The sequence below is a fragment of the Klebsiella sp. HMSC16C06 genome, from assembly GCF_001808325.1.
Taxonomy (GTDB): Bacteria; Pseudomonadota; Gammaproteobacteria; order Enterobacterales; family Enterobacteriaceae; genus Klebsiella; species Klebsiella variicola.
On sequence record NZ_KV792984.1, the window covers coordinates 448,524 to 473,069 of the forward strand.

The following is a 24,546-nucleotide window of genomic DNA, read 5'->3' on the forward strand; positions in this document are numbered from 1 at the left end:
GCCCGTACGGCGCCCCGCAGTACAACGCCGACAAAGGCCACATGACCAAGTGCGACGGCTGTCACGAGCGCGTCGCCGAGGGGAAAAAACCGATCTGTGTCGAGTCCTGCCCGCTGCGGGCGCTCGATTTCGGGCCGATTGCCGAGCTGCGCGCCAAGCACGGCCAGCTGGCCGCAGTGGCCCCGCTGCCGTCGGCGCACTTTACCAGGCCGAGTATCGTGATCAAACCTAACGCCAATGCCCGTCCGTGTGGCGATACCACCGGTTATCTGGCAAATCCAAAGGAGGTGTGAGATGGGAAGCGGATGGCATGAATGGCCGCTGGTGCTGTTTACGGTACTGGGGCAATGCGTGGTCGGCGCGACCCTCGTCAGCGGGCTGGGCTGGCTATCGCTGACAAACCAGCGCGAAGCGCAGCAACGGCTGGTGCGCAGCATGTTTTTTATCTGGCTGCTGATGGGCATTGGTTTTCTGGCTTCGGTGATGCATCTCGGTTCGCCGCTGCGCGCGTTTAACTCGCTGAACCGCGTCGGCGCCTCGGCGCTGAGCAATGAAGTCGCCAGCGGCGCCTTGTTCTTCGCCGTGGGAGGATTCTGGTGGCTGCTGGCGGTAGTGGGCAAAATGCCGGCGGCGCTGGGTAAAGTCTGGCTGGTGATCGCCATGCTGTTGGGGCTGCTGTTTGTTCTGGCGATGACCCGGGTTTACCAAATCGATACCGTGCCAACATGGTACAATGGCTACACTACCAGCGCGTTCTTCCTGACGATGCTCCTCAGCGGGCCGCTGTTCGCCGCCCTGCTGCTGCGGCTGGCGAAAGTCAACTTTAACGGCTGGTTTTTTGCCGGACTCAGCGTGGCCGCGCTGGCGATCGGCGCTGTCGTTATCATCATGCAAAGCGCCGGACTCAGTACCATTCACAGTTCAGTCCAGCAGGCAGCCACCCTGCTGCCAGATTACGGCAAACTCCAGGCGTTACGCCTGATACTGCTGGCTCTCGGTCTTGGCTGCTGGTTGTGTCCGCTGATCCGCCGCCAACCGCCGCGCGCTACGGGGCTGCTGATCGGCCTGCTGTTGGTCTTGATCGCGGAATGTATTGGTCGCGGCCTGTTTTATGGTCTGCATATGACCGTCGGTATGGCGGTTGCCGGTTAATGAGACGGCGCGCTGGCGCGCGCCGCAGAAAGGAATAAGTAATGATGCCGATCCCAAACCGCGACGCTGTCGCGTTAAGCGCCCGCACCCTGGGCGCGCTGTTCTCTTATGCGCCGAATAGCGCGCACATTGCGCCGCTGGTCGCCGCCTTCCAGGACGGCAGCTGGCAGCAACAGTGGCCCTTCCCGGTAACCGCCCCACTGGCGTCAGCCTTTGCCGCGTCGACGGAAGAGTCATTACCAGAAGCCTGGCAACGCCTGTTTATCGGCCCGTGGGCCCTGCCGGCGCCGCCATGGGGATCCGTCTGGCTGGATAAAGAGTCAGTGCTGTTTGGCGATTCCACGCTGGCCCTGCGCGAGTGGATGCGCACGAACGGCATCGCACTGGACGCCGAGCGTAACGAACCGGAAGATCATTTCGGCACCCTGCTGCTGCTGGCGGCGTGGCTGTGCGAGACGGAGCAGGATGCGTTGTTTGCCCAGCTGCTGGCCTGGCACCTGCTGCCGTGGTCCGGGCGCTTTCTGAGCGTCTTTGTCGACCATGCCGCCCACCCCTTCTACCAGGCGCTGGGTCAGCTGGCGCAGGCAACGCTGGCGCAGTGGCAGGAGAATCTGCCGATCGCCGTGGCGGAAAAAGCGCTCTATCGTTAACCCTTCACCGCGCCGGTATCCGGCGCGGTTTTATTTCGTCGCTTCCCAGCCCCTCACCCGCACTTATCGCTTTTGCATCTAAGGTTATTCCCTATCACAATAAGGCCATGTTTTCCGAACCTCGCCGTAACTGATGCACCGTCTTCATCCCTATCCTGATGTGCAGGTGATGTTTCGCCGCCTGCTGATCGCCACGCTGATTGGCCTTCTCGCCGCCATGGCGGTGGCGCTGTTTCGCCATGCGATGGTGGTGCTGGAAACGCTGTTTCTTGGCAATGACAGCGGGAGCCTGGTCAACGCGGCGCAGTCGCTGCCGGCGTGGCGGCGGCTGATTACCCCGGCGCTGGGCGGCCTGGCGGCAGGGACACTTCTCTGGCTGTGGCAGCGACGCAGCATCGCGCGCCCGCATGCCGCCACCGATTATATGGAAGCCCTGGAGACCGGCGACGGTTGCTTCGATACGCCGGCAAGCCTGGTGAAATCGCTGGCGTCATTGCTGGTCGTGGTCACCGGCAGCGCGATTGGCCGGGAAGGCGCCATGATCCTGCTGGCCGCGCTGGCGGCGTCGCTGTTCGCCCGCCGCTTCACGCCGCAGACTGAATGGAAGCTGTGGGTCGCCTGCGGCGCCGCTGCCGGGATGGCCAGCGCCTATCATGCCCCACTGGCCGGCAGCCTGTTTATTGCTGAAATTCTCTTTGGCACGCTGATGCTGGCCTCGCTTGGGCCGGTCGTTATCTCGGCGGTGATCGCCCTGCTGTTGACGCAGTTTCTCAACGGCGGCGCCGCGCCGCTGTACCACGTCGTCCTGCAGCAGAACCTCAGCGCGCTGCACTATGGTTTAATGCTGGCGACTGGCCTGCTGGCCGGGCTGTGCGGCCCGCTGTTTATCTGGCTGATGGACTCCAGCCACCGCGGGTTCGTCAAACTGAAACTGACGCCGCCGTGGCAGCTGGCGCTGGGGGGGCTGATTGTCGGCGGCTTATCGCTCATCACCCCGGCGGTGTGGGGCAACGGCTACAGCGTGGTGCAAAGCTATTTGCAGATGCCGCCGACCGGCGTACTGCTGGCCGGCGTTTTCCTGTGCAAACTGCTGGCGGTGCTGGCCAGCAGCGGCTCCGGCGCGCCGGGCGGGGTCTTTACCCCCACGCTGTTTGTCGGCCTGGCGATGGGCATGCTGTTTGCCAGCGTCAGCGGGCTATGGCTACCGGGGAATGAAGAGATGGCTATGATGATCGGTCTGACCGGCATGGCGGCGTTTCTGGCTGCCACCACCCATGCGCCAATCATGTCGACCCTGATGATTTGTGAGATGACCGGGCAGTATGCGCTGCTGCCCGGCCTGCTGATCACCTGCGTGGTGGCGTCGGTGCTGTCGCGGACGTTACGCCGGGATTCGATCTATCGCCATCACGTTGCCGAGCATGTCTAAGTCGACGTAGCGGCTCAGCTCACGCTGTTCGGCGCGCGGCAGGTACGGCAGCTCGCCAATCAGCGGCGCCGGCAGCTTCTTACTGAGGACATCGATGATTTCAGCGTAGTGCGCGAGACCGGGGTTGATGCGGTTGGCCACCCAGCCGATCAGCGGCAGCCCGTCATTGGCGATCGCCTGGGCCGTCAGCAGCGCATGGTTGATACACCCCTCCTGGATCCCCACCACCATCAGCACCGGGAGCTGCTCCTGTACCACCCATTCGGAGAGCGGTCGCAGGTCGTTCATCAGGCTGCGCCAGCCGCCGGTGCCTTCAACCACCACGTGATCGACCTGACCGGCCAGTCGCTGCAAACCATCCGACAGCAAACCGTAGTTGATCGGGCAGCTGTGCGCCACGCTGCTTTCGTCTTCACTTAACGCTATGGGATTGACAGCCTCATACGGCAACGCCAGCGTGGAGACGCTCTGCAGCACCAGCGCGTCTTTGTTACGCAAACCGTCTGGCGTCTCTTTGCTGCCCTTCGCCACAGGCTTGTACCCGGCCACGCTTTTGCCTCTGGCAGCAAGTGCCTGCAACAGCGCACGGGAAACCACTGTCTTCCCGACAGAGGTGTCTGTACCTGTAATAAAGAAACGCTTAAACATCACTAACCCCACAGTTTTGTCGATGAAATATACGGGAGAGAAATAATCAACAGTGGGCAAAGTCTACGTGATGCCGCCAGAGGTCGGCTTGAGATAGCGCAATTTTTGGTGTGACTATGAAAAAATGTTAACCCTGTAACAGTCGTATGAGTAAGGATCCGTTATAGAGCGCATCCTTGACCAGCGCCGCGCCAGCCATCGTGCCACGATTGGAAAACTGGGTGCTTTCAACCGCGATATGCTGGCTGTAGGCCGGGAGCGATTGTTGCCGAATGCAGCTGGAAATTGCCGGAAAAAGGATATCTGCCGCCAGATTAAACGGTGAACCAATCAGAATTTTCTGCGGGTTAAACAGATTGACCATAATCGCCAGAATCCGCCCGACGTGGTTACCCACGCCGCTGATAATGTCTCTGGCCAGCAGATCGCCCTGCAGCGCGGCCTGGCACAGCCACTCCACGCTCAGCGGACGCTGGTGCAGCAGCGAGCTCATCGACTGGGCCATGCGCATCTGCGCCAGCTCCAGCACGCTCTCTACGCTGGCAATGGTTTCCAGACAGCCATGGTTGCCGCAGTAGCAGCGCTTGCCGTAGGGATCGACCTGAGTATGGCCGATCTCCACCAGGCTGCTGCTGCCAGCATGCAGCAGGCGTCCGTCGGTGATAACCCCGGCGCCGACGTTATGATCGATGACCACCTGAATGACATCCCGGGCGCCGCGCGAGGCGCCGAACAACGATTCCGCCATAGTCCAGGCGCTGATGTCATGCTGAATGTAGACTGGCACCCCGGTATGGTTGGCCAGCACATCGCCCAGCGGCACATCTTTGACATCCTCATAAAACGGCATGCGATGAATAATGCCATTTTCGGTATCAATAATACCCGGCATCGTCATGGCGATGGAGGTGAGCCGTTCCAGCTTCTTCTGGTGGCGAATAAAGAACCGATCGATATGATCAATAATACGGGTCAGAAACGGCGTGCTGTCGGTGAGGGCCAGCTCCAGCTGATCCTCCACCACCAGCTGACTGCTTAAATCACGCAGCGAAAGGTGGATTTCGCCGCGGCTGATGCGCACCGCAAGATAGTGCCAGGCCTCGGTTTCTACCATCAACCCCACCGCCGGGCGGCCACGGCTGCCGGGCTCCTGGATCTCCGTCTCCTGCACCAGATGCGCTTCCAGCATCTCGCGGACAATCTTGGTGATGCTGGCGGGAGCCAGTTGCGCAAATCGGGAGAGGTCGATACGCGATACCGGGCCGAGCTGATCAATCAGGCGATACACGGCGCCCGCATTGGTCTGCTTAATTTGATCGATATGGCCTGGTTGACTATCCGCTACCACCATTGACTCCCTTTATTTTCGCGCTTCGAAATAAACTTTCGGCTATGGTGAAGCACTTCGATGGTGAACGTCAAATTTTTACTTAGCCTTGTGATTTACCGCACATTTCCAGCCCCTTTTCGCCTCAATTGTGCTCGGTTTTCCAGGCCAGCAGCGACTCGCGAAAGCGTTTTGCCAGCGCTCCCTGTTCATGATGTTTCGACCACACCAGCCACATCTCCGACACCGCATCCTGTTCGTCGATCGGCAGCCAGCGCATTTCACTGAGCTGTACGCGCTGAAAGGAGGCCGGCAGGATAGACACCCCCAGTCCGGCGGCCACCAGACCAATAATGGTCATCGCCTCCCCCACCTCCTGGGCAATCACCGGCGTATGGCCGTAACGACGCAGCAAGCCGAGGATATCGTCATACAGGCCGGTACCCACGTGCGGGTCGAAAAAGACGAAGGGTTCGCGCGCCAGCGCCGCCAGGCTGACCGAGGGCTGGCGGGCCAGCGGATGGTCGGCCGGGACCATCGCCAGCAACGGCTCGCGCAGCACCCGCTCCCACGCCAGGGTGTCCGGCAGTTGGGTATTGCGCAGGAGCCCCAGATCGAGAGCCCCCTCGCTCAGTGGCACAATCTGTTCGCGAGTGTTGGTCTCGCGGGTCAAAATATGCACATCCGGGTAGCGCTGACGAAACATCGACAACGTATCGGATACCGCCTTGATAAAGGGGGCCGAGGAGGTAAAGCCGATACGCAGTTCGCCGGTTTCACCGTGATGCAGACGCGCAGCGCGGGCGGCCGCGTCATCCACCTGGGCAAGAATTTGTCGGCTATCGGCGAGAAACTGCTTTCCGGCCGCCGTCAGACTGACGCTGCGATTGGTGCGCGCGAACAGGCGGGCGCCGGTCTGCTGCTCGAGGATCTGAATTTGCTGGCTTAACGGCGGTTGAGAAATATTCAGTCGCGCTGCGGCCCGGCCAAAATGTAATTCCTCCGCGACGGCGACAAAATAGCGCAGATGACGCAACTCGATATTCATATTTAAAACGTCTTATTTGAGATTATTAATATATTAGACAGAATATTTACATTTTCATACCCTAAAAATGTGAGCTGAATGGTCACAACATTCTGTTGGTAAGCAGCAACTTCTACGCAAGGAATTCTCTGTGAGTCGTACAACAACCGTTGACACCGTGCCGGCGGGCGAGGTCAGCGTCGCTGGTGCATCCCGCCCGGATCAGTTTATTAAGCGCGGCACCCCGCAATTTATGCGCGTCACCCTCGCGCTGTTCTCCGCCGGTTTGGCCACCTTTGCTCTGCTCTACTGCGTGCAACCGATCCTGCCGGTGCTGTCGAACGAGTTCGGCGTCTCCCCGGCCAGCAGCAGTATTTCACTCTCCATTTCCACGGCGATGCTGGCGGTGGGCCTGTTGTTTACCGGCCCGCTGTCCGACGCCATCGGGCGCAAGCCGGTGATGGTCACCGCCCTGCTGCTGGCCGCCTGCTGCTCGCTGCTGTCGACCATGATGACCAGCTGGCACGGCATCCTCATTATGCGTGCCCTGATCGGCCTGTCGCTGAGCGGCGTGGCGGCGGTCGGCATGACCTACCTGAGTGAGGAGATCCACCCCAGTTTCGTCGCCTTTTCGATGGGGTTATATATCAGCGGCAACTCCATCGGCGGCATGAGCGGCCGCTTGCTGACCGGGGTCTTTACCGATTTCTTCGGCTGGCGCGTGGCGCTGGCGGTGATCAGTGGCTTCGCGCTGGCCGCGGCCATCATGTTCTGGCGCATTCTGCCCGAGTCGCGCCAGTTCCGCTCGACCTCGCTGCGACCGAAAAATTTGCTGATCAACTTTCGTCTGCACTGGCGCGACCGCGGTCTGCCGCTGCTGTTCGTCGAAGGTTTTCTGCTGATGGGCGCTTTTGTCACCCTGTTTAACTATATTGGCTACCGGCTGATGATGTCGCCATGGTCACTAAGCCAGGCGGTGGTAGGCCTGCTGTCGGTAGCTTATCTCACCGGGGCCTGGAGTTCACCTAAGGCAGGGGCCATGACCGTACGCTTTGGCCGCGGACCGGTGATGCTCGGCTTTACCGCTGTCATGCTCTGCGGCCTGCTGCTGACGCTCTTTTCTTCCCTGTGGCTTATTTTCATCGGTATGCTGCTGTTTTCCGCTGGCTTCTTCGCCGCGCATTCCGTCGCCAGCAGCTGGATTGGCCCACGCGCCCGCCGCGCCCGCGGTCAGGCGTCATCGCTGTATCTGTTCAGCTATTATTTGGGTTCAAGTCTTGCCGGGACGTTAGGCGGGGTATTCTGGCATCACTACGGCTGGAACGGCGTCGGTGGGTTTATCGCGCTGCTGCTCCTTGCCGCGCTGTTGACCGGCACCTGCTTACATCAACGACTGAAATAGTCGCGTGTGACGTGGCCTGCGGGCCACGTTTCACCACATGCCCATAATGGAAGACAAGCCCATCAACTCTCTGACGGCATCAACGGACAGCAGTGCAATAAACAGCCAGGTGAACGGATTCATAAACCACCCCCGAACCTCCAGACCTGTGTGATTGATCACAGTTTAGTACCGATATGTTACCGTTTTCTGTCACACCGATCACAGAGGTGAGCTTATTCTCCCGCCATGTGTCTTTCCCTTCCCCTATGCGCAACGCTCGACCCGCCGGGCGTATCAGGATAGTGTAGAAGGATACCGATAACCTGTTCATTCACCTGTCACGGACCGAACGCCACTATGACTGAAAATACGCCTTATCAGCAGCTTACCCGTACCTTTCAGCGCCTGTCGCGCTTTTCGCATCTCTCCGCCATCGCTGGCTGGGATATGTTTGCGATGATGCCTCCGGGTGGCAGCGCCGCCCGGGGCGAAGCGCTGGCGGAGCTCGGCGTGCTGCAGCATCAGATCCTGACCGATAAAAAAGTGGGCCAATGGCTGCAGGAAGCCCGCCAGCAGGACCTCAACGACGTCGAGCAGGCCAACCTGCGTGAGATGCAGCGTCAGTACGATCAGGCCGCGCTGCTGCCGGAGAGCCTGGTGGAAGCAAAATCTCTTGCCGGCAGCCGCTGTGAGCATGCCTGGCGCAGTCAGCGTCCCGCTAACGACTGGGCTGGCTTTGCCGACAATCTTCGCGAGGTGGTCAAGCTGAGCCGTCAGGAAGCGCAGATCCGCGCCGATGCCAGAGGCGGCTCACGCTACGACGCGCTGCTCGATATTTTCGAACCAGATATGACCAGCGCCCGGCTGGATAGCCTGTTTGCCGACCTCAAGTCCTGGCTGCCTTCCCTGCTGCGGCAAGCGGTCGCTAAGCAAGCGACGCAGACATTACTCGCCCCGCAGGGGCCTTTCCCGATTGCCGCTCAGCGCGAGCTGGGCCTGCAGGCCATGCGCATCCTCGGCTTTGACTTCGACGGCGGGCGCCTCGACATCAGCGCTCACCCGTTCTGCGGCGGCGTCCCCCAGGATGTGCGCATCACCACCCGCTACAACGAAAACGACCTGCTCAGCGCCCTGTTCGGCGTGATCCACGAAACCGGCCACGCCCGCTATGAGCAGAATCTGCCTCGCCCGTGGGTCGACCAGCCGGTAGGACTCGCTCGCTCCACCGCTATCCACGAGTCGCAGAGTCTGTTTTTTGAAATGCAGCTGGGACGTAGCGAGCCTTTCCTCAACCGCCTGTTACCGGCGGTGCGCGAGCGTTTTGGCGATCAACCAGCCTTTAGCAGCGACAACTTTGTCGCCTGGAATCAGCGGGTGAAACCGGGTTTTATTCGCGTCGATGCCGATGAGGTCAGCTACCCGGCGCATGTGATCCTGCGTTATGAAATTGAACGCGCGCTGATTGACGGCGAGATTGAAGTAGATGATATCCCGGCGCTGTGGGACGAGAAGATGCAGCACTGGCTGGGGCTGTCGACCACCGGCAACTACCGGGACGGCTGCATGCAGGATATTCACTGGACCGACGGCGGATTCGGCTATTTCCCTTCCTATACGCTGGGTGCGATGTATGCCGCCCAGCTGATGGCCGCCGCCCGGCGCGCGCTGCCGACGTTAGACCGCGATATTGCGGAGGGCGATTTCAGCGCCCTGTTCGACTGGCTGCGGCAGAATATCTGGCAGCATGGCAGCCGCTTCTCCACCTCGCAGCTGATCCAGCAGGCCACCGGCGAGGATCTCAACAGCCGCTACTTCCGCGAACACCTTACCGCCCGCTATCTGTGATCGTACGCGCCGGGTTGCCCGGCGCGTCCTTCCACTCCCCACGGCCAGGCGTGTTGTACATTCGGTTACACGCCGATACCAAACACTCACGGAAAGCTCGAAAAGACAAGCATATAGTGATTTCACCGGCCCCGCAGTGGGGTTGAAATTAAGAAAACTTTTCGAGGATATCAGAATGAAAAAAGTATTAGCTCTGGTCGTTGCCGCTGCTATGGGTCTCTCTTCCGCCGCTTTCGCTGCTGACGCAGTAAGCACCACTCAGGCACCGGCTGCTACCCACAGCACTGCTGCCAAGACCACCCATCACAAAAAACACCACAAAGCCGCGGCAAAACCAGCTGCAGAGCAGAAAGCTCAGGCTGCCAAAAAACACAAAAAAGCAGAAGCTAAACCAGCCGCTGCCCAGAAAGCCCAGGCCGCTAAAAAACACAAAAAAGTAGAAGCTAAACCCGCTGCTCCGCAGAAAGCTCAGGCGGCTAAAAAGCACCACAAAGCTGCGGCTAAACCGGTAGCACAGAAAGCGCAGGCTGCAAAAAAACACCACAAAACCACTAAACACCAGGCCGCTAAACCTGCTGCACAGCCGGCAGCATAATTCCTCCCGGTGAACTAACCTTCTTAATAATCGGCGCTGTTTCAGCGCCGTTTTTTCTGGAGAGCACTATGCTGCGGCGCTATCGTTTCGAGCTCATCCTGATCCTGTTAATCATTTGCGCAGTGGTTGCTACCCGCTTTTTCCTCTATTAATCATTTCCGCCACGCTCTCATTTACTGCTTCTGCTGGCTTTGCAGAATAATAAATACCGTACGGCGATCGCTGACGACACCTTCCCGCGTCTCATTACCCTGAAATTCCTGCGGCACAAAAAATGCCCGGCGTCCGAAGACGCCAGACACTGTAGTCATAAACTAGCGCGCGCCGGCCACCTCGTGGTGACCAGACGCTTCACAGTACGCGCACCGCTTCCATCACCAGATAACCGGTCGCGCCCCAGATAGCGACTGAGACCAGGGAAACATAAACCAGTGCGCGAATACCTTTTTTAGACATATACCCTCCCAACGTCGGGGAAATAGAATTCAGGTTATCATCGCCGGTATTACCTCTCTATTTACTCAACGGCGGAGTGACGGTAACAACGTTTTCGGTGAGAAAATGTTTCGCATTGAAAATAATTACGAGAGGCGTAAAGAAGTGCGAATTCTGGTGAAGTTTTGGCGGGTAAGCGCATTATTTTTCAGCGAATCGCTGGCAAACCAGGAATAATCTTAATGCCAGACTGATGAATTATTCACCGGGTTCAGTACGTTCTGATACACGAATTTTGTTGCGTCGGACGTCGCTTTCTGCGGAAATAGCAACAGCGTTCAGCTGGTATTAACCGCTTGAAATCAGACGGTTTTGCCAGCGGCAGCGTCAGCCCGTCTCGCCTGATGGCAACGGTTTGGCCTGCTTAGAATTATTGTTTACTTTCAAAAACTTAAATCTCCTGCTACTGTCAATAGACATCATAGCCTCCCCAGAGAGTGATATGCGTAGAGACGTTCTGTTATTGCTGTGTTCATTTTATCTGTTACCTCTGGGCGCACATGCCGATGATAGCGGACTGAGCGCCAAAGATATTAAGACGCTGTTTTTCGGCCATGATGACCGAAAAGCGGTGAGCCACCCCGAGGAAAGCCCGTGGGATGCGATCGGCCAACTGGAAACCGCCAGCGGCAATCTGTGCACAGCGACGCTTATCTCCCCTCACCTGGCGCTGACCGCTGGCCACTGTCTGTTGACGCCTCCGCGCGGCAAACCGGACAAAGCGGTTGCTCTGCGCTTTATTTCGCGCAAGGGCGGCTGGGTATATGAAATTCACGGCATTGAAGGGCGAGTGGATCCGGCCTTAGGTAAGCGCCTGAAGGCCGATGGCGATGGCTGGATCGTGCCCTCCGCCGCGGCGCCGTCAGATTTTGGCCTGATCGTACTGCGCTATGCTCCCTCGGGCATCACGCCGATCCCACTCTTCCCGGGTAGCAAGGCCGATCTCACCGCTGCGCTGAAGGCAGCGGACCGTAAAGTGACCCAATCGGGATATCCGGAGGATCATCTGGATAATCTGTACAGCCATCAGGATTGCATCGTGACCGGCTGGGCGCAAAACAGCGTGCTGTCGCATCAGTGCGATACGCTGCCTGGTGACAGCGGGTCGCCGTTGCTGTTGAAAACGGAGGACGGCTGGCAAGTGATCGCCGTGCAAAGCTCCGCTCCCGGTCCGCAGGATCGCTGGCGGGCTGACAACCGCGCCATTTCGGTTACCGGCTTTCGCGATAAGCTGGAAGCACTGGCCGGAGAGTAATCACCCCTGCGACTGACGCCGCTGCAGCAGATCGGCGATCGGCATCGGTTTACTGAAATAGTACCCCTGAAGCCGGTCGCAGCCGGCCCGCCGCAGCAGCGTCAGCTGCTGCAGATCCTCAACCCCCTCCGCCACGACCGTCATCCCCAGCGCGCGGGCAATGCGCACCGTCCCGCGCACCATCTCCGCCGCCTGTTCATCGCTGTCCACCCGCCCGGCGAGAGATTTGTCGATCTTCAGGCTATCAAAGCGAAAGCGGCGTAAATAGCCAATACTTGAGTAGCCAGTGCCAAAATCGTCCAGCGCCACGGCAATACCCTGGGCCTTCAGATTCTCCACCACCGCCTGCGAACGTTCCGGATTTTCCAGCACATAGCTCTCCGTCACCTCCACCTGCAGGCGCGACGGCGGAAAGCGGCAGGCCGCGACGGTCTTCATCACCCGGTTTTCAAAAGCCGGGTCGCGAAATTGCGCTGGCGAGATGTTCACCGACAAAAGGAGATCGTCAACCGGCTGCAGGTCGCTGCAGGCGCGTTGCAGAACGAACTGCCCGAGGGCATCAATCAGGCCGCTGCTCTCGGCGATGGCAATAAACGCATCCGGCGCCAGCGCCCCCTGCGGGCGTCGCGGCCAGCGCAGTAGCGCCTCCACGCCGGTCATGGCCAGGGTATCGGCATCGACCACCGGCTGATACCAGACCTCAAATTCATCCTGCTCCAGCCCCTGGCGGATGCCGTTCTCAATCATCAGTTGATGACGCCGCACAGCATCCAGCGCATCGTCATACCAGGCCGTCCGCCCCTTCCCGCTCTTCTTGGCGTGGTACATGGCGATGTCGGCCCGGCGAAACAGCTCGGTACTGGAACATTCCGCCGGGGCGCCGCTGGCGATGCCAATGCTGGCGCCGATATAAATTTTGCGTTTGCTGAGCGTCACTGGCGCTTTCAGCAGCTCCAGCGCTGCCCAGGCGAACGCCGCCGCCCGGTCAATCGCCTTTGCGCCGCTCACCGCCATGGCGAACTCATCCCCGCCCATCCGCGCCAGCATGGCCCCCGTCGGTACCCGCGTCTGTAGGGCGCTGGCGATATGGCGGATCAGGGCGTCGCCGACATCATGACCATAGTTATCATTGACGTCCTTAAAACCATCCAGATCGATAAACACCACGCACTGAATATCGTGTTTCCCCGTCTCGCATACCTGGCTTAACCGCAGCAGAAGCGCTCGCCGGTTAGGCAGACGGCTCAGCCAGTCAATCATGGCTATCTCCCGCGCCTGACGCTCCCCGCGCGCCAGCTTATACATGCCCAAACTGCTAAAAAGGATAAACAGCAGGATCAGGCTGGCCGCCACCCCGGCGATCAGTCCCATGCTGCCTGACGAGGCCTGCGCCGCTTCAGCGCCAGGCAGGCGCGGCTGCCAGGCCAGGTATCCCAGCACCTCATCCGCCTGCGTTCGCAGCGGAATACGGTAGGCGCCAGGACCCTCGGCGAGATGCAGATGACGAATCTGAAAGGTGTCACCCAGGCGCTCCAGCAGTTGGGGGTTGATATGCCGGGTTATCACCAGATAGCGCCGCGTCGCATCAAATACCTGAAGCCGACCTGTCGTTGGGCGTATCAGGCCGATGCCGACAAAGGCGATCCCGGCCTCCGTGCGCGTGATACCGGCAAAGGCGTTTTTTCCCTCACGCAATGCTTGCGCATGAGAGCGGATCAGACTGGTCAGGCCAGCCCCTAGAAATGAGAGGTCAGTCCGGGGCAGCACCTGGCTCTGAAAGGCGCCCCACAGGATACGATAATGTTCATCGAGGACAAAGGTGCCATCGTACAGGTTATTGATTTTGAAGCCTGATCCCCAGGAATCGTACAGCCATTTCTGATCGAGTGACGGGGCGTAGGTCTGCGTTACCGCGTCATCCCAGATGGCATTGTCCAGCACCAGCGACAGCACCCGATTGACCGAGGTCTGTACCGCCCCTTCCACCGACAGCACCGAACGCTGCTGATCGATTTCATTAGATTTGCTGGCAATCAGGTGTTGTGAGAGATACAGCAGAGAAATGACCGACGCGGTAAGTCCAAGGCCGGCGAGGAATATCATTATTGACAACGTCCTGGCGGAAGGAATTTTCCGCCAGCCGAAAGCAGTGAACATGCGCAGTCCTCATCGTCACCAGGCACACTATCAGCGAGGGGCTGATCTTGAGTTAAGCATACTACAGAGGACCTGTTTTGCCGCCTGGCTTTGCAGGCGGCGAGACGTCAGGCGAGTTTAATTAACACCATGCCGGCCACCAGCAGGATGAGCCCCGCCCAGCCTTTGTTATTCAGGCGCTGACCAAACAGCACCCAGCCGGCGGCGATGGTCGCCGCGATACCGAAGCCGCCCCACAGCGCATAGGCGACCGAGAGATCGATCCCTTTAACCGCCTGCGACAGGGCGCTGAACGCGCCCAGCACCGCCGCCAGGGACAGGATGCCGTAGACTTTGCGGCGGAAGCCATCGGAAAACTTCAAAAAGACGTTGGCAATGATTTCAAGCACGATGGCGACGGCCAGCCACGCGGCGTGGATCCACTCAAACTGCTGCATGGGCCACCTCCTGCTTTGACGACGCTTTTTTCTGGGTGCCGGACTTAATTAAGACGATCCCCACCACCAGGGTGGTCAGGCCGGCGATCTTCAGCGGCGACAGGCTTTCATCAAACAACAGCACGCTAAACACGGTAATCAGCAAAATGCCGATCCCTTCCCATAGCGCGTAGGCCACACCCAGGGCAATTTTTTTAACCGCAAAGGCAAGAAAAATATATGACAGAGCAATCATGGCCAGCATTAAAATAAAACCGGTATGACCACCGCTCACGCTCGCCCATTTCATCGACAAGGTGCCGGTAATTTCAGCAACAATAGCTAAAGCTAATAAAATCCAATAAAACATGATCCCTTCTCCTGCTTGAGAATATAATCCATTACCGTTTACGCGAGGCGTAAACAGGAAAATTTCTGACGTAGATTTCGCTGTGCGCTTGGCGCCAGCTCAGGCAGAGAGAAGGTGACTATAGCGCCGAATGCCAGTGCTGCTCGCCGGCAAAACGGGAAAAAGAGAGAGAGACTGCGGGGTGGTTTAAAATATACATCCTGAACTGATTGTCCATAAAATTACAATTATCCGCGGTGTTGCTTCTCGTCCGTTGCGGATGAAAATTGTCCTCAGTAGTTATACACAGATAAATTTGTAGCATAGTGCTACATTTAATTCAAAGAATTTGCAATTCTTTACGCCGCCGTTTTGCTTCAATGCGTTTTTTCTGCAAAAAAACGTCATTATGCTAATGTAACGCAACCTGTTAATAGGCAAGGAAGATTGAGGTCGGGACCTATGGCTAAACCCATTATTACACTTAACGGATTAAAGATGGTCATCATGCTGGGCATGCTGGTGATCATCCTTACCGGCATTCGCTTTGCGGCGGACATTATTGTCCCCTTTATTCTCGCCCTCTTTCTGGCGGTGATCATTAATCCGTTGGTACAACTGCTGGTCCGCTGCCGGGTCCCGCGCGTGCTGGCGATCTCGATGCTGATTGGCCTCATCGTCATGCTGGCCATTGTGCTGCTGGCCTCGCTGGGGACCTCGCTTAACGAGCTGGCGCGCACCTTACCGCAATATCGCAACTATCTCTACGAGCCGATGCAAACCATCGCCCCCTGGCTGCAGCGCATGGGGTTCACCGTCTCGGTGGTGGAGCTGAATAAATACATCGACCCTAACGCGGTGATGACGCTGGTCACCAGCCTGCTCACTCAGCTGTCGAACGCGATGTCCTCGATTTTTCTGCTGCTGCTGACGGTGGTATTTATGCTGCTGGAGGTCCCCCAGCTTCCCGCCAAGCTGCAACAGCTGATGTCCCGTCCGGTTGAAGGGATGGGCGCCATTCAGCGGGCCATCGACAGCGTGTCGCATTATCTGGTGCTGAAAACCGCGATTAGCCTGGTGACCGGCCTGGTGGTCTGGGGCATGCTAGTGCTGCTGGACGTGCGCTTCGCCTTCATGTGGGGACTGCTGGCCTTCGCGCTCAACTATATTCCCAATATTGGCTCCGTGCTGGCGGCCATCCCGCCGATCCTGCAGGTACTGGTGTTTGGCGGGCTGTACGAGGCGCTGGTGGTCCTGGCCGGCTACCTGATCGTCAACCTGGTGTTCGGCAACATTCTGGAGCCACGGGTGATGGGACGTGGCCTGGGGCTCTCCACGCTGGTAGTGTTTCTGTCCTTGATCTTCTGGGGCTGGCTATTGGGCCCGGTCGGCATGCTGCTGTCGGTGCCACTGACGATTATCGCCAAAATTGCCCTCGAGCAGACCAGCGGCGGTCAGAGTATTGCTTTCTTATTAAGTGATGTCAGTAAAGAATAACCCCTTCCCACGGCCGGCCGTGTACCGGCCGGCTTCCTCACCTGCGCTCTTCCCTTAGACCACTACGCCTTTCGTATTATTGATCCCTATCACAAACGGTAAGACCCAATCGTTACTCTAAAGCTAACAATTAGCCGCCGTGCTTAATTGATGCGCAGCGCCGCGCATCGCACACTAACTTCCACCAGGACAAACAAAACGATTTGTCGAATCAGGAGGTTAACAATGAATGCTGAACAAACGACGGCGCGGGTCTGGAACCGTCGCCGGACGGAAAAACAGCGGCGGCTGGCCGAAGCGAAGATCGCCGGCAAAGTCATCCCCACTGACCAGCTGGTCAGCGTACTGGAAAATCTGCTCGCCCCGGGCGATCGGGTGGTGCTGGAAGGCAACAACCAGAAACAGGCTGATTTCCTCTCCCGCATGCTCGCCGAGGTCAATCCGCAAAAAATTCACGACCTGCATATGATTATGCCCAGCGTCGGGCGCAGCGAGCATCTGGACCTGTTTGAAAAAGGCATTGCCCGTAAACTGGATTTCTCTTTCTCCGGCACCCAGAGCCTGCGCATTTCGCAGCTGCTGGAAGATGGCCTGCTCGAAATCGGCGCCATCCACACCTATATCGAACTCTACTCCCGCCTGTACGTTGATCTGTCGCCAAACGTCGCGCTGATCGCGGGCTATAAAGCCGACCGCAAAGGCAACCTGTACACCGGGCCAAGTACTGAAGATACCCCGGCGCTGGTCGAAGCCGCCGCCTTCCACGATGGCATTGTGATAGCCCAGGTCAACGAACTGGTGGACGACGAATGCGATCTGCCGCGCGTCGATATTCCCGGCTCGTGGATTGATTACGTGGTGGTCGCCGACAAACCGTTCTTCATTGAACCGCTGTTCACCCGCGACCCGCGCCTGATTAAGCAAGAACACATTCTGATGGCGATGATGGCGATCAAAGGCATCTACGCGGAGCATCAGGTGCAGTCGCTTAACCACGGTATCGGCTTTAATACCGCTGCCATTGAACTGCTGCTGCCCACTTATGGCGAACAGCTCGGACTGAAAGGCAAAATCTGTAAACACTGGACGCTGAACCCGCATCCGACCTTAATCCCGGCCATCGAGAGCGGCTGGGTGGAGAGCGTGCACTGTTTCGGCGGCGAACTGGGGATGGAAGAGTACATCCGCGCCCGCCCGGATATCTTCTTTACCGGCCCGGATGGCTCAATGCGCTCTAACCGCGCCTTCTGCCAGCTGGCAGGTCAGTACGCGGTAGATATGTTTATCGGTTCGACCCTGCAGGTTGATGGCCTGGCTAACTCCTCCACCGTCACCCGCGGCCGCCTATCCGGCTTCGGCGGCGCGCCGAACATGGGCCACGACCCGCACGGTCGCCGCCACGCCACCCCGGCCTGGCTCAATATGATCACTGAACCAGACCCGATGCAGCGTGGGAAAAAACTGGTGGTGCAGATGGTCGAAACCTTCCAGGCCGGCGTGAAACCGACCTTCGTTGAAACCCTCGACGCGGTTGAGGTGGCGAAAACCTCCGGCATGCCGCTGGCGCCGGTGATGATTTATGGCGATGACGTGACTCACGTGCTGACCGAAGAAGGTATCGCTTACCTGTACCGCGCGGAGAGCCTTGAAGAGCGCCGGGCGATGGTCGCCGCGGTGGCCGGGATCACCGATATTGGCCTCGGGGTGGACGCCAAACGCGTCGCCGCCCTGCGCCAGAGCGGCAAAGTGGTGTACCCGGAAGATATCGGCATTCGCCGTAGCGATGCCACCCGCTCACTGCTGGCGGCCGGCAGCGTCGCCGACCTGGTGGAGTGGTCCGACGGACTGTACAACCCACCGGCAAAATTCCGGAGCTGGTAATGAAAAATCTCTCCCCCCTGCACGCAGAAAGCCGCGTCAGCTGGCTGGCGCATACCGCCAGCGCGTGTCTGATTGACGAAGCCCGTCTGAGTCCGAAACCGGGCCTGGTCGATAGTCGCGGCAACGGCGCGCATCAGGATCTTAATCTGGACCTGATGGAACGCTCCGCCCGCAGTCTGCAGCCGACCTTTCACGCGCTGGCGCAGCAAAGCTGGCAGCGTCCGGCGGATATCGCCCTGCGCGAAACCGTCGGCCGCCTCGGTCGCGAAGGTGAAGCGCAGATGATGATGGCGACGGGTGGAGTTAACACCCACCGCGGCGCTATCTGGGCGCTGGGCCTGCTGGTCAGCGCGGTGGCGATGTTGGGTGGAGAGGGTCAATCACAGGCGATCGCCGCCGCCGCCGCCGCCCTCGCCCGCCTGCCTGACGGCTTCGCGCCGAAAAGCTTTAGTAAGGGGCTGCGCGCCAGCCGCCGCTGGCAGGTGCCGGGCGCACGCGAGGAAGCGCAGCGCGGATTTCCGCATGTTACCACCCTGGCGCTGCCGCAACTGCAGCAGAGCCGGGCGCGAGGCGCCAGCGAGCCGCAGGCGCGCCTTGATGCGCTGATGGCCATCATGACCTCGCTGAGCGATACCTGCGTGCTGTCGCGCGCCGGCATGAATGGCCTGCACGCTATGCAGCAAGGCGCCCGCGAGGTTCTGGCGGCGGGCGGTTGCGCCAGCGTCGCCGGTCGCGCCGCGCTGGCGCGCCTTGATGGGCAGATGCTGGCGCACAACGCCTCGCCGGGTGGCGCGGCCGATCTCCTTGCCGCCACCCTGTTTCTCGACCGGGTTGCCGGCTAACGCATTCAGAGGATGTTATGGAACAGATTACATTGTCATTTCCTGCCAACCGCGCCCTCAGCGGCAAAGCATTGGCAGGGGTCGTAGGTTCAGGCGATATGGAAGTGCTTTATACCGCCGCACAGAGCGCCACGCTCAACGTACAGATCACCACCTCCGTGGATAACAGCCAGGCGCGCTGGCAGGCGCTGTTCGACAGGCTGAACCTGATCAACGGTCTGCCCGCCGGGCAGTTGATTATCCACGACTTCGGCGCCACGCCGGGCGTCGCTCGTATTCGTATTGAACAAGTCTTTGAGGAGGCCGCTCATGCGTAACGATCGCAGCTTTATCGAACTGCGCGCTCGCGAACGCGCCCACGCCCTGCTGGACGACGGCAGCTACCGCGAACTGCTGGATCCGTTTGAAGGCATTATGTCGCCGTGGCTCGGCGCGCAGGGCATCGTCCCACAGTCCGACGACGGTATGGTGGTCGCCAAAGGCACGATCAACGGCCAACCTGCGGTGGTGATTGCCATCGAAGGCACCTTCCAGGGCGGCAGTATGGGCGAAGTCTCCGGCGCCAAAATGGCCGCCGCGCTGGAGCTGGCGGCGGAAGATAACCGCAACGGTATCCCGACCCAGGCGGTGCTGTGCCTCGAAACCGGCGGCGTACGTCTGCAGGAGGCCAACCTCGGTCTGGCCGCCATCGCCGATATTCATGCCGCGATTGTCGACCTGCGCCGCTACACCCCGGTCGTCGGCATTATTACCGGTACCGTCGGCTGCTTCGGCGGCATGTCCATCGCCGCGGCGCTGTGCAGCTACCTTATCGTCACTCGTGAAGCCCGTCTTGGCCTCAACGGCCCGCAGGTTATCGAGCAGGAAGCCGGCATTGAAGAGTACGACTCCCGCAACCGGCCGTTTATCTGGAGCATGACCGGGGGTGAAATTCGCGCCGCCAGCGGACTGGTCGACGCGCTGGTTAACGATGGCGTTAACGCCGTTAAAACCGCAATGAATGAGGCGATCGCCAAAGGCGTACCGGTACAGCACCGCAGCGACAACTATGACGATTATCTGCGTCGCTTGAGCCAGTTCGATACCCGCCAGCAGGCGGATACCGCGCAGATTAAACAGCTTTTTGCCCGGGAGGATAAATAATGAGTCAGTTCCCAAACCGCGCCGCGCTGTGGCTGAATAAACTGGCGCCCGACGCGCCGCTGATGAGTGGTCTGTGCCCGTCGGTACAGGTCGCAGATGGCCAGATTGCTGGCGAAAGCGTCCGCTTTATCGCCGTGGTGCCTGACGCCAACAACCACTACCCGCGCGCCGCCGGCGGCGAAGTCGGCCTGCTGGAAGGCTGGACGCTGGCGAAAGTGGTCAATGAAACCATCGCCGCTGACGCCGACCAGCCTGTCAAACGGCCGATCGTCGCGGTAATTGATGTCCCAAGCCAGGCCTATGGCCGCCGCGAAGAAGCTTTCGGCATCCACCAGGCGCTGGCCGGAGCCGCGGGCGCCTACGCCAAAGCCCGTCTTGCCGGCCACCCGGTGATTGGCCTGATTGTCGGAAAAGCGATGTCCGGGGCGTTTCTGGCCCACGGCTATCAGGCCAACCGCCTGATCGCCTTTAACGATAGCGGTGTGCTGGTCCACGCGATGGGTAAAGAATCGGCAGCGCGCATTACGCTGCGTACCGTGGAGGCGCTGGAGAAATTGGCGGCGACAATCCCGCCAATGGCCTACGACGTCAGCAACTATGCGACGCTCGGCCTGCTCTCCGCCCTTCTGGATATTAATAATCCGGATGCGCCAGACGAAGGCGATCTGTCGCTGGTCAGCCGTACCCTGCGCGACGCCATCGCTGACGCGCGCAAAGATACCTCACTGAAGTGCCGCCTGGGCGCGGAAAACCGCCGCAGCTCACAACTGGTTCGCGATCGCATGCGCGCCAGCTGGTAAAACGTTCGTACGTAAGTAGTAGAAGAAAACCTGCCGGAAGCTGTCCCCCGGAGCGCGGAATACACGCTCCGGGAAGGGGCGGCTTTTAGAAAAAATAACAATCGCGCCAGTACTCTATTTTATTTACAGGTGATTTATGACTTATGTGATTATTCATGCTCTTGCCCCGATTTTCGTCATTATGCTGCTGGGCTTCTGGGCCGGTAAGGCCGGGATGGTAGATAATAAAAATGTCTCCCTGCTCAATATCTTTGTAATGGATTTTGCCTTACCCGCCACGCTGTTTAGCGCCACGGTACAAACGCCGTGGGCCGGTATCGTCGCCCAGTCGCCGCTGGTGCTGGTGCTGACCGGCGCGATGTGGATCACCTATGCCGCGATCTACTTCCTCGCCACCAGCGTGTTCAAACGCACGCCGCAGGATGCTGCGGTGCTGACCCTCACCGTCGCCCTGCCAAACTATGCCGCGTTGGGTCTGCCGATCCTCGGCAGCGTGCTGGGTGAAGGCGCGTCAACCTCGCTGTCGGTGGCGGTCTCTATCGCCTGCGGCTCGGTACTGATGACCCCGTTCTGCCTGCTGATTCTGGAACGTGAAAAAGCCCGCGCCGCAGGTGAAAACAGCGGTTCTACGCTGGCGATGCTGCCGGTGCTGATGTGGCGTTCGGTGAAAAAACCGATCGTCTGGGGCCCGCTGCTTGGGGTGGTGCTTTCCGCTATCGGCATTAAAATGCCGGAAATGCTGCTGGCCTCCATCAAACCGCTGGGCCTGGCCGCCACCGCCGCCGCGCTGTTCCTCACCGGGGTGATCCTGTCGGCACGTAAACTGCAGCTCAATACGCTGATCGCCACTTCCACCATCGTGAAACTGCTGGTGCAGCCGTTTATTGCCTGGGGTCTGGTGATGCTGCTGGGTCTGCACGGCTCTATCGCCATTACCGCGATCCTGATGATTGCCCTGGCCGCCGGCTTCTTCGGCGTGGTCTTCGGCAACCGCTTCGGCGTCCAGTCTCCTGATGCTGAAGCCGTGCTGCTGTTAAGCTCGGTTCTGTGTATCCTGTCGCTACCGCTGTTTATCTCTTTGACTTCAGGACTGTAAACCATGTCATCAACGCCGCGTCCCCACGATTTACTCTGGTTAAACCACGCCAGCGCCCTGGAAGCTATTGCCGAGCCGTGGGTGGCTCAGCAGTGGCGAGCCGCGCTGCCGGTGGTGGTGAGACGCGACGTTGATGACCAGGCCCGCATCCCGGTGGGGGTGCGGGGCATGAAGCGCGAGCAGCGCGCCGCCGGTTGGGTCCAGGCGCACAATATCGTGCGCTGCGTGACGCCGGAAATGCTGGTGGAGCGCGAGCGTCTGCTGGGCTCCCCTTTTGTTTCACAGCCGCCGGTTCAGGCGGCTATCGCCCTTACCTTATACCCCTGGTCCTGGGGCTGGGGCGTCACCGGCAGTACCGGCTATGCGCTGGCCACTGAGATCCCGGTACTCCATGCGGCAAGCGATCTGGATCTGCTGATCCGCGCGCCGCAGCCGCTGGATCGCGAGGCGCTGCGCGAATGGCAGGCCCGTGTGGCCCAACTGCCGTGCCGCGCCGATACCCAGGTAGAAACGCCCTACGGCGCCTTCGCCCTTAATGAGTGGCTGCGCGATGGCCGTGCGCTGCTGAAAACATCCCATGGCGCACGCTTAACCGCGACGCCGTGGCACAGGGAGGAATGATGAAGATTTTATTTACTTTTCCCGGTCAGGGCGGCCAGCGCCCCGGCATGCTGGCGGCCCTCCCCGATCGCGAGGCTATCTTCACCCAGGCGCGCGCCGTGCTGGGGGATGAAGTCGCTACTCTCGATAGCGCCGACGCGCTAAAACACACCCGTGCGGTACAACTCTGTCTGCTGATCGCCGGGGTCGCCTGGGCGCGCGAGCTACAGCGCCAGGGCGTGGATCCGCAGATGGTCAGCGGCCTCTCTATCGGCGCGTTTCCGGCAGCGGTGATTGCCGGCGCGCTCGATTTCGCCAGCGCGTTGCGGCTGGTGGCGCTGCGCGGCGATTTAATGGAGCAGGCTTATCCCGAAGGTTACGGGCTGACGGCGATTATGGGGCTGACCCGCCCGCGGGTTGAGGCGCTGATGCAGGGCCACGAGGTTTATCTCGCCAACCTCAACGCCGAAACGCAGATCGTGATCGCCGGGCGCGATGAGGCCATGGCCGAGGTGGCGCAGCTGGCGCTGCGGGCTGGCGCCAGTAAAGCCCAGCGGCTGGCGGTCAGCGTACCCTCGCACTGCGCACTGCTGGATAAACCCGCCGCAGCGCTGGCAAAAGCCTTTGCCGACGTCACCTTAACGCGCCCTCAGCGCGCCTATTTAAGCGGCTCGACGGCGCGCGTGCTGTGGGATCCGCAGCGGATCGCCGACGATCTGGCGATGAACATGGCGCGCACCGTGCACTGGCAGGAGGCGATGATTGCCGCCGATGAACGCGACGCCAGGCTGGCAATCGAGATGCCGCCCGGCGGGGTGCTCACCTGCCTGACCCGCCAGGCGGGCTGGCGCGGCGAGACCATTGCGCTGGAACGCAGCGGCGTAGACGTCGCCCGCCATCTGGCGCAGCGGCTTAGCGATTAATACTGCGGGCGTACATCCGCCCTTCCGCCGCCAGCGCCAGCAGGTCGGCATCGCGCTCGCGATGGTGCGAATAGACGATAGAGATCAGCTGGCGCATCTGATAGGGTTCCGCCAGCTTTAACAGCTGCACATCGTTTTCATAGACTTTCTTCATGCGTCCCGGCAGCAGCGCGAAGCCGACGCCCGCCTGCACCAGACTTATCATCGAAAAGATATCATTCACCCGGGTCACAATTTCCGGCTCAAAACCGGCCACCTGAAAGGCCTCCTGAAACCCGGCATAAGTCGCAAACCCTTCCGCCAGCGAAACAAACTTACGATCGGCATAATCGCGCAGGTCGGCAAGCTCTGTGGTATTCAGCTGTTCCGTCGCCGGCGCGGCGAGGAAGATATCATCTTCAAACAGCGGCACCACGTCGAAGGCCGAATGATTGTACTCGCCTTCATTGGTGGCGATTAAGATAGCATCCAGCGCATCGTCCTCCAGCATATCCAGCAGCATCTGGTTGGAGCCCATGGTCAGATCCAGCTCCAGCTCCGGGCGACGCAGCTTCATCCCCATGATGATGCGTGGAACGGTTTCCAGCGTCAGCGAATAGAGGGTACCGATGCGCAACCGTCCCTGACCGACGCCGGCGACTTTACGCGTCGCCTCAAGCCCACGGCTCATCAGACTCATCACATCCTGGCAGTATTCAAGCAGCGTCCACGCCGCCTGCAGCGGCAGCAGGTTGCGCCCTTTGTGAACAAACAGCGGGCAGCCGACACCCTCTTCGAGCGTATGCAGCGCGCGGTGCACGCTAACGCTGCTGAGCTTCATGGCTTCGGCGGTTCTGGCGATATTGCCCTTCGCCATAAACATCATAAAGACCGACAGCTTGCGGAAGGTGATCTCCTGGTTGATATCGTCTTTCATAGCCCTTCCACACTCCTGGTTTACTTTTCTTTTTTCAATTCAAACCAGTATATCTTTTATGACGGCAAAGTTGCAGGCAACGTGCGGCAGGGACGTGAAATGAACGCAAAAAAGGGAAG

At 59.6% G+C, this 24,546-nt stretch carries 26 protein-coding genes; 17 read left to right on the forward strand and 9 right to left on the reverse strand.

Translation table 11 applies throughout. From position 1 onward, the window contains the following. The 4 genes from HMPREF3142_RS29770 to clcB all read left to right on the forward strand — a co-directional run. The coding region (locus HMPREF3142_RS29770; protein ID WP_074185402.1) for a 4Fe-4S dicluster domain-containing protein at nt 1-293 on the forward strand (293 nt) is incomplete at its 5' end. A gap of 1 nt (nt 294) precedes the next feature. Continuing rightward, the gene (locus HMPREF3142_RS04500; protein ID WP_070611682.1) at nt 295-1,152 is read left to right on the forward strand and encodes a DmsC/YnfH family molybdoenzyme membrane anchor subunit; all 858 of its coding nucleotides are present in this window, start codon (nt 295-297) and stop codon (nt 1,150-1,152) included. A gap of 41 nt (nt 1,153-1,193) precedes the next feature. Then, on the forward strand, nt 1,194-1,802 hold the full coding sequence (gene dmsD / locus HMPREF3142_RS04505) for a Tat proofreading chaperone DmsD (protein ID WP_008805018.1): 609 nt from the start codon (nt 1,194-1,196) through the stop codon (nt 1,800-1,802). Between the two features lie 133 nt (nt 1,803-1,935). Continuing rightward, complete coding sequence (gene clcB, locus HMPREF3142_RS04510) at nt 1,936-3,231, forward strand: voltage-gated ClC-type chloride channel ClcB (RefSeq protein ID WP_070611684.1); 1,296 nt, start codon at nt 1,936-1,938, stop codon at nt 3,229-3,231. Here the strand turns inward: clcB and bioD are convergent. The 3 genes from bioD to HMPREF3142_RS04525 all read right to left on the reverse strand — a co-directional run bounded on the left by bioD (nt 3,184) and on the right by HMPREF3142_RS04525 (nt 6,254). Further along, nucleotides 3,184-3,879: a dethiobiotin synthase gene (gene bioD / locus HMPREF3142_RS04515; RefSeq protein ID WP_012541855.1), complete on the reverse strand. Its 696-nt coding sequence runs from the start codon at nt 3,877-3,879 to the stop codon at nt 3,184-3,186. The genes clcB and bioD overlap by 48 nt on opposite strands. 127 nt (nt 3,880-4,006) lie before the next feature. Next, nucleotides 4,007-5,227 carry a sugar metabolism global transcriptional regulator Mlc gene (gene mlc, locus HMPREF3142_RS04520; RefSeq protein WP_032691385.1) on the reverse strand — a complete coding sequence of 407 codons (1,221 nt, stop codon included), beginning with the start codon at nt 5,225-5,227 and terminating at the stop codon, nt 4,007-4,009. 124 nt (nt 5,228-5,351) lie between these two features. Beyond that, entirely contained in the window at nt 5,352-6,254 is a 903-nt protein-coding gene (locus HMPREF3142_RS04525) for a LysR family transcriptional regulator (RefSeq protein ID WP_008805022.1), read from the reverse strand. Nucleotides 6,255-6,384: 130 nt separating this feature from the next. On the opposite strand from HMPREF3142_RS04525, the gene HMPREF3142_RS04530 reads away from it, so the two are divergent. Continuing rightward, complete coding sequence (locus tag HMPREF3142_RS04530; RefSeq protein ID WP_023322548.1) at nt 6,385-7,635, forward strand: MFS transporter; 1,251 nt, start codon at nt 6,385-6,387, stop codon at nt 7,633-7,635. Nucleotides 7,636-7,665: 30 nt separating this feature from the next. On the opposite strand, the gene HMPREF3142_RS29635 is transcribed toward HMPREF3142_RS04530, so the two are convergent. Beyond that, on the reverse strand, nt 7,666-7,758 hold the full coding sequence (locus tag HMPREF3142_RS29635; RefSeq protein WP_004206050.1) for a KPN_01571 family protein: 93 nt from the start codon (nt 7,756-7,758) through the stop codon (nt 7,666-7,668). A gap of 216 nt (nt 7,759-7,974) precedes the next feature. Here HMPREF3142_RS29635 and HMPREF3142_RS04535 point away from each other — a divergent pair, with 216 nt between their 5' ends. Next, nucleotides 7,975-9,462, forward strand: coding sequence for a carboxypeptidase M32 (locus HMPREF3142_RS04535; protein ID WP_008805024.1), 1,488 nt, complete (start codon nt 7,975-7,977; stop codon nt 9,460-9,462). A 175-nt stretch (nt 9,463-9,637) separates the two neighbouring features. After that, complete coding sequence (gene asr, locus HMPREF3142_RS27385) at nt 9,638-10,057, forward strand: acid resistance repetitive basic protein Asr (protein WP_043875352.1); 420 nt, start codon at nt 9,638-9,640, stop codon at nt 10,055-10,057. Nucleotides 10,058-10,230: 173 nt separating this feature from the next. Here the strand turns inward: asr and HMPREF3142_RS29260 are convergent, their stop codons facing one another. Next, on the reverse strand, nt 10,231-10,368 hold the full coding sequence (locus HMPREF3142_RS29260) for a hypothetical protein (protein WP_153690771.1): 138 nt from the start codon (nt 10,366-10,368) through the stop codon (nt 10,231-10,233). 626 nt (nt 10,369-10,994) lie between these two features. Here HMPREF3142_RS29260 and HMPREF3142_RS04545 point away from each other — a divergent pair. Next, the gene (locus tag HMPREF3142_RS04545) at nt 10,995-11,807 is read left to right on the forward strand and encodes a trypsin-like serine peptidase (RefSeq protein WP_012968314.1); all 813 of its coding nucleotides are present in this window, start codon (nt 10,995-10,997) and stop codon (nt 11,805-11,807) included. On the opposite strand, the gene HMPREF3142_RS04550 is transcribed toward HMPREF3142_RS04545, so the two are convergent. From HMPREF3142_RS04550 to kpnE, 3 genes are all read right to left on the reverse strand, one after another. After that, nucleotides 11,808-13,964 carry a putative bifunctional diguanylate cyclase/phosphodiesterase gene (locus tag HMPREF3142_RS04550; RefSeq protein WP_023322546.1) on the reverse strand — a complete coding sequence of 719 codons (2,157 nt, stop codon included), beginning with the start codon at nt 13,962-13,964 and terminating at the stop codon, nt 11,808-11,810. 107 nt (nt 13,965-14,071) lie between these two features. Then, on the reverse strand, nt 14,072-14,401 hold the full coding sequence (gene kpnF, locus HMPREF3142_RS04555) for a multidrug efflux SMR transporter subunit KpnF (protein WP_008805028.1): 330 nt from the start codon (nt 14,399-14,401) through the stop codon (nt 14,072-14,074). Next, nucleotides 14,388-14,750 (reverse strand): multidrug efflux SMR transporter subunit KpnE, encoded by a 363-nt coding sequence (kpnE, locus tag HMPREF3142_RS04560; RefSeq protein WP_008805029.1) that lies wholly within the window; start codon nt 14,748-14,750, stop codon nt 14,388-14,390. The genes kpnF and kpnE overlap by 14 nt, the downstream gene beginning before the upstream one ends. Nucleotides 14,751-15,191: 441 nt before the next feature. Between kpnE and HMPREF3142_RS04565 the strand changes: the two genes are divergently transcribed. From HMPREF3142_RS04565 to mdcH, 9 genes are all read left to right on the forward strand, one after another. Beyond that, nucleotides 15,192-16,226: an AI-2E family transporter gene (locus tag HMPREF3142_RS04565; RefSeq protein WP_008805030.1), complete on the forward strand. Its 1,035-nt coding sequence runs from the start codon at nt 15,192-15,194 to the stop codon at nt 16,224-16,226. A gap of 225 nt (nt 16,227-16,451) precedes the next feature. Further along, nucleotides 16,452-18,107: a malonate decarboxylase subunit alpha gene (gene mdcA / locus HMPREF3142_RS04570; RefSeq protein WP_008805031.1), complete on the forward strand. Its 1,656-nt coding sequence runs from the start codon at nt 16,452-16,454 to the stop codon at nt 18,105-18,107. After that, nucleotides 18,107-18,949: a triphosphoribosyl-dephospho-CoA synthase gene (locus tag HMPREF3142_RS04575; RefSeq protein WP_046881527.1), complete on the forward strand. Its 843-nt coding sequence runs from the start codon at nt 18,107-18,109 to the stop codon at nt 18,947-18,949. Before mdcA ends, HMPREF3142_RS04575 begins: the two co-directional genes overlap by 1 nt. A gap of 17 nt (nt 18,950-18,966) precedes the next feature. After that, complete coding sequence (gene mdcC, locus HMPREF3142_RS04580) at nt 18,967-19,266, forward strand: malonate decarboxylase acyl carrier protein (protein WP_012541865.1); 300 nt, start codon at nt 18,967-18,969, stop codon at nt 19,264-19,266. Next, a complete protein-coding gene (locus HMPREF3142_RS04585) occupies nt 19,259-20,092 on the forward strand; it encodes a biotin-independent malonate decarboxylase subunit beta (RefSeq protein WP_008805034.1) in 834 nt (277 codons plus the stop codon). Before mdcC ends, HMPREF3142_RS04585 begins: the two co-directional genes overlap by 8 nt. Next, a complete protein-coding gene (gene mdcE / locus HMPREF3142_RS04590; protein WP_008805035.1) occupies nt 20,092-20,892 on the forward strand; it encodes a biotin-independent malonate decarboxylase subunit gamma in 801 nt (266 codons plus the stop codon). The genes HMPREF3142_RS04585 and mdcE overlap by 1 nt, the downstream gene beginning before the upstream one ends. 136 nt (nt 20,893-21,028) lie before the next feature. Continuing rightward, nucleotides 21,029-21,988, forward strand: coding sequence for an AEC family transporter (locus HMPREF3142_RS04595; RefSeq protein WP_008805036.1), 960 nt, complete (start codon nt 21,029-21,031; stop codon nt 21,986-21,988). Nucleotides 21,989-21,991: 3 nt separating this feature from the next. Beyond that, nucleotides 21,992-22,609 carry a malonate decarboxylase holo-ACP synthase gene (locus HMPREF3142_RS04600; protein ID WP_070611686.1) on the forward strand — a complete coding sequence of 206 codons (618 nt, stop codon included), beginning with the start codon at nt 21,992-21,994 and terminating at the stop codon, nt 22,607-22,609. Then, nucleotides 22,609-23,511, forward strand: coding sequence for a malonate decarboxylase subunit epsilon (mdcH, locus tag HMPREF3142_RS04605; protein ID WP_022066049.1), 903 nt, complete (start codon nt 22,609-22,611; stop codon nt 23,509-23,511). Before HMPREF3142_RS04600 ends, mdcH begins: the two co-directional genes overlap by 1 nt. On the opposite strand, the gene HMPREF3142_RS04610 is transcribed toward mdcH, so the two are convergent. Next, on the reverse strand, nt 23,501-24,427 hold the full coding sequence (locus tag HMPREF3142_RS04610) for a LysR family transcriptional regulator (protein WP_012968321.1): 927 nt from the start codon (nt 24,425-24,427) through the stop codon (nt 23,501-23,503). The two genes, mdcH and HMPREF3142_RS04610, sit on opposite strands and share 11 nt — an antisense overlap. Nucleotides 24,428-24,546 lie beyond the last annotated feature (119 nt).

What these genes read in the sequence shown, in the direction of transcription:
- HMPREF3142_RS04500 (WP_070611682.1), top strand. Translation starts at nt 295, where the DNA reads ATGGGAAGCGGATGGCATGAATGGCCGCTGGTGCTGTTTACGGTACTG.
- dmsD (WP_008805018.1), top strand. Translation starts at nt 1,194, where the DNA reads ATGATGCCGATCCCAAACCGCGACGCTGTCGCGTTAAGCGCCCGCACC.
- clcB (WP_070611684.1), top strand. Translation starts at nt 1,936, where the DNA reads ATGCACCGTCTTCATCCCTATCCTGATGTGCAGGTGATGTTTCGCCGC.
- bioD (WP_012541855.1), bottom strand. Translation starts at nt 3,879, where the DNA reads ATGTTTAAGCGTTTCTTTATTACAGGTACAGACACCTCTGTCGGGAAG.
- HMPREF3142_RS04525 (WP_008805022.1), bottom strand. Translation starts at nt 6,254, where the DNA reads ATGAATATCGAGTTGCGTCATCTGCGCTATTTTGTCGCCGTCGCGGAG.
- HMPREF3142_RS29635 (WP_004206050.1), bottom strand. Translation starts at nt 7,758, where the DNA reads ATGAATCCGTTCACCTGGCTGTTTATTGCACTGCTGTCCGTTGATGCC.
- HMPREF3142_RS04535 (WP_008805024.1), top strand. Translation starts at nt 7,975, where the DNA reads ATGACTGAAAATACGCCTTATCAGCAGCTTACCCGTACCTTTCAGCGC.
- asr (WP_043875352.1), top strand. Translation starts at nt 9,638, where the DNA reads ATGAAAAAAGTATTAGCTCTGGTCGTTGCCGCTGCTATGGGTCTCTCT.
- HMPREF3142_RS29260 (WP_153690771.1), bottom strand. Translation starts at nt 10,368, where the DNA reads ATGACTACAGTGTCTGGCGTCTTCGGACGCCGGGCATTTTTTGTGCCG.
- HMPREF3142_RS04545 (WP_012968314.1), top strand. Translation starts at nt 10,995, where the DNA reads ATGCGTAGAGACGTTCTGTTATTGCTGTGTTCATTTTATCTGTTACCT.
- HMPREF3142_RS04550 (WP_023322546.1), bottom strand. Translation starts at nt 13,964, where the DNA reads ATGTTCACTGCTTTCGGCTGGCGGAAAATTCCTTCCGCCAGGACGTTG.
- kpnF (WP_008805028.1), bottom strand. Translation starts at nt 14,401, where the DNA reads ATGCAGCAGTTTGAGTGGATCCACGCCGCGTGGCTGGCCGTCGCCATC.
- kpnE (WP_008805029.1), bottom strand. Translation starts at nt 14,750, where the DNA reads ATGTTTTATTGGATTTTATTAGCTTTAGCTATTGTTGCTGAAATTACC.
- HMPREF3142_RS04565 (WP_008805030.1), top strand. Translation starts at nt 15,192, where the DNA reads ATGGCTAAACCCATTATTACACTTAACGGATTAAAGATGGTCATCATG.
- mdcA (WP_008805031.1), top strand. Translation starts at nt 16,452, where the DNA reads ATGAATGCTGAACAAACGACGGCGCGGGTCTGGAACCGTCGCCGGACG.
- HMPREF3142_RS04575 (WP_046881527.1), top strand. Translation starts at nt 18,107, where the DNA reads ATGAAAAATCTCTCCCCCCTGCACGCAGAAAGCCGCGTCAGCTGGCTG.
- mdcC (WP_012541865.1), top strand. Translation starts at nt 18,967, where the DNA reads ATGGAACAGATTACATTGTCATTTCCTGCCAACCGCGCCCTCAGCGGC.
- HMPREF3142_RS04585 (WP_008805034.1), top strand. Translation starts at nt 19,259, where the DNA reads ATGCGTAACGATCGCAGCTTTATCGAACTGCGCGCTCGCGAACGCGCC.
- mdcE (WP_008805035.1), top strand. Translation starts at nt 20,092, where the DNA reads ATGAGTCAGTTCCCAAACCGCGCCGCGCTGTGGCTGAATAAACTGGCG.
- HMPREF3142_RS04595 (WP_008805036.1), top strand. Translation starts at nt 21,029, where the DNA reads ATGACTTATGTGATTATTCATGCTCTTGCCCCGATTTTCGTCATTATG.
- HMPREF3142_RS04600 (WP_070611686.1), top strand. Translation starts at nt 21,992, where the DNA reads ATGTCATCAACGCCGCGTCCCCACGATTTACTCTGGTTAAACCACGCC.
- mdcH (WP_022066049.1), top strand. Translation starts at nt 22,609, where the DNA reads ATGAAGATTTTATTTACTTTTCCCGGTCAGGGCGGCCAGCGCCCCGGC.
- HMPREF3142_RS04610 (WP_012968321.1), bottom strand. Translation starts at nt 24,427, where the DNA reads ATGAAAGACGATATCAACCAGGAGATCACCTTCCGCAAGCTGTCGGTC.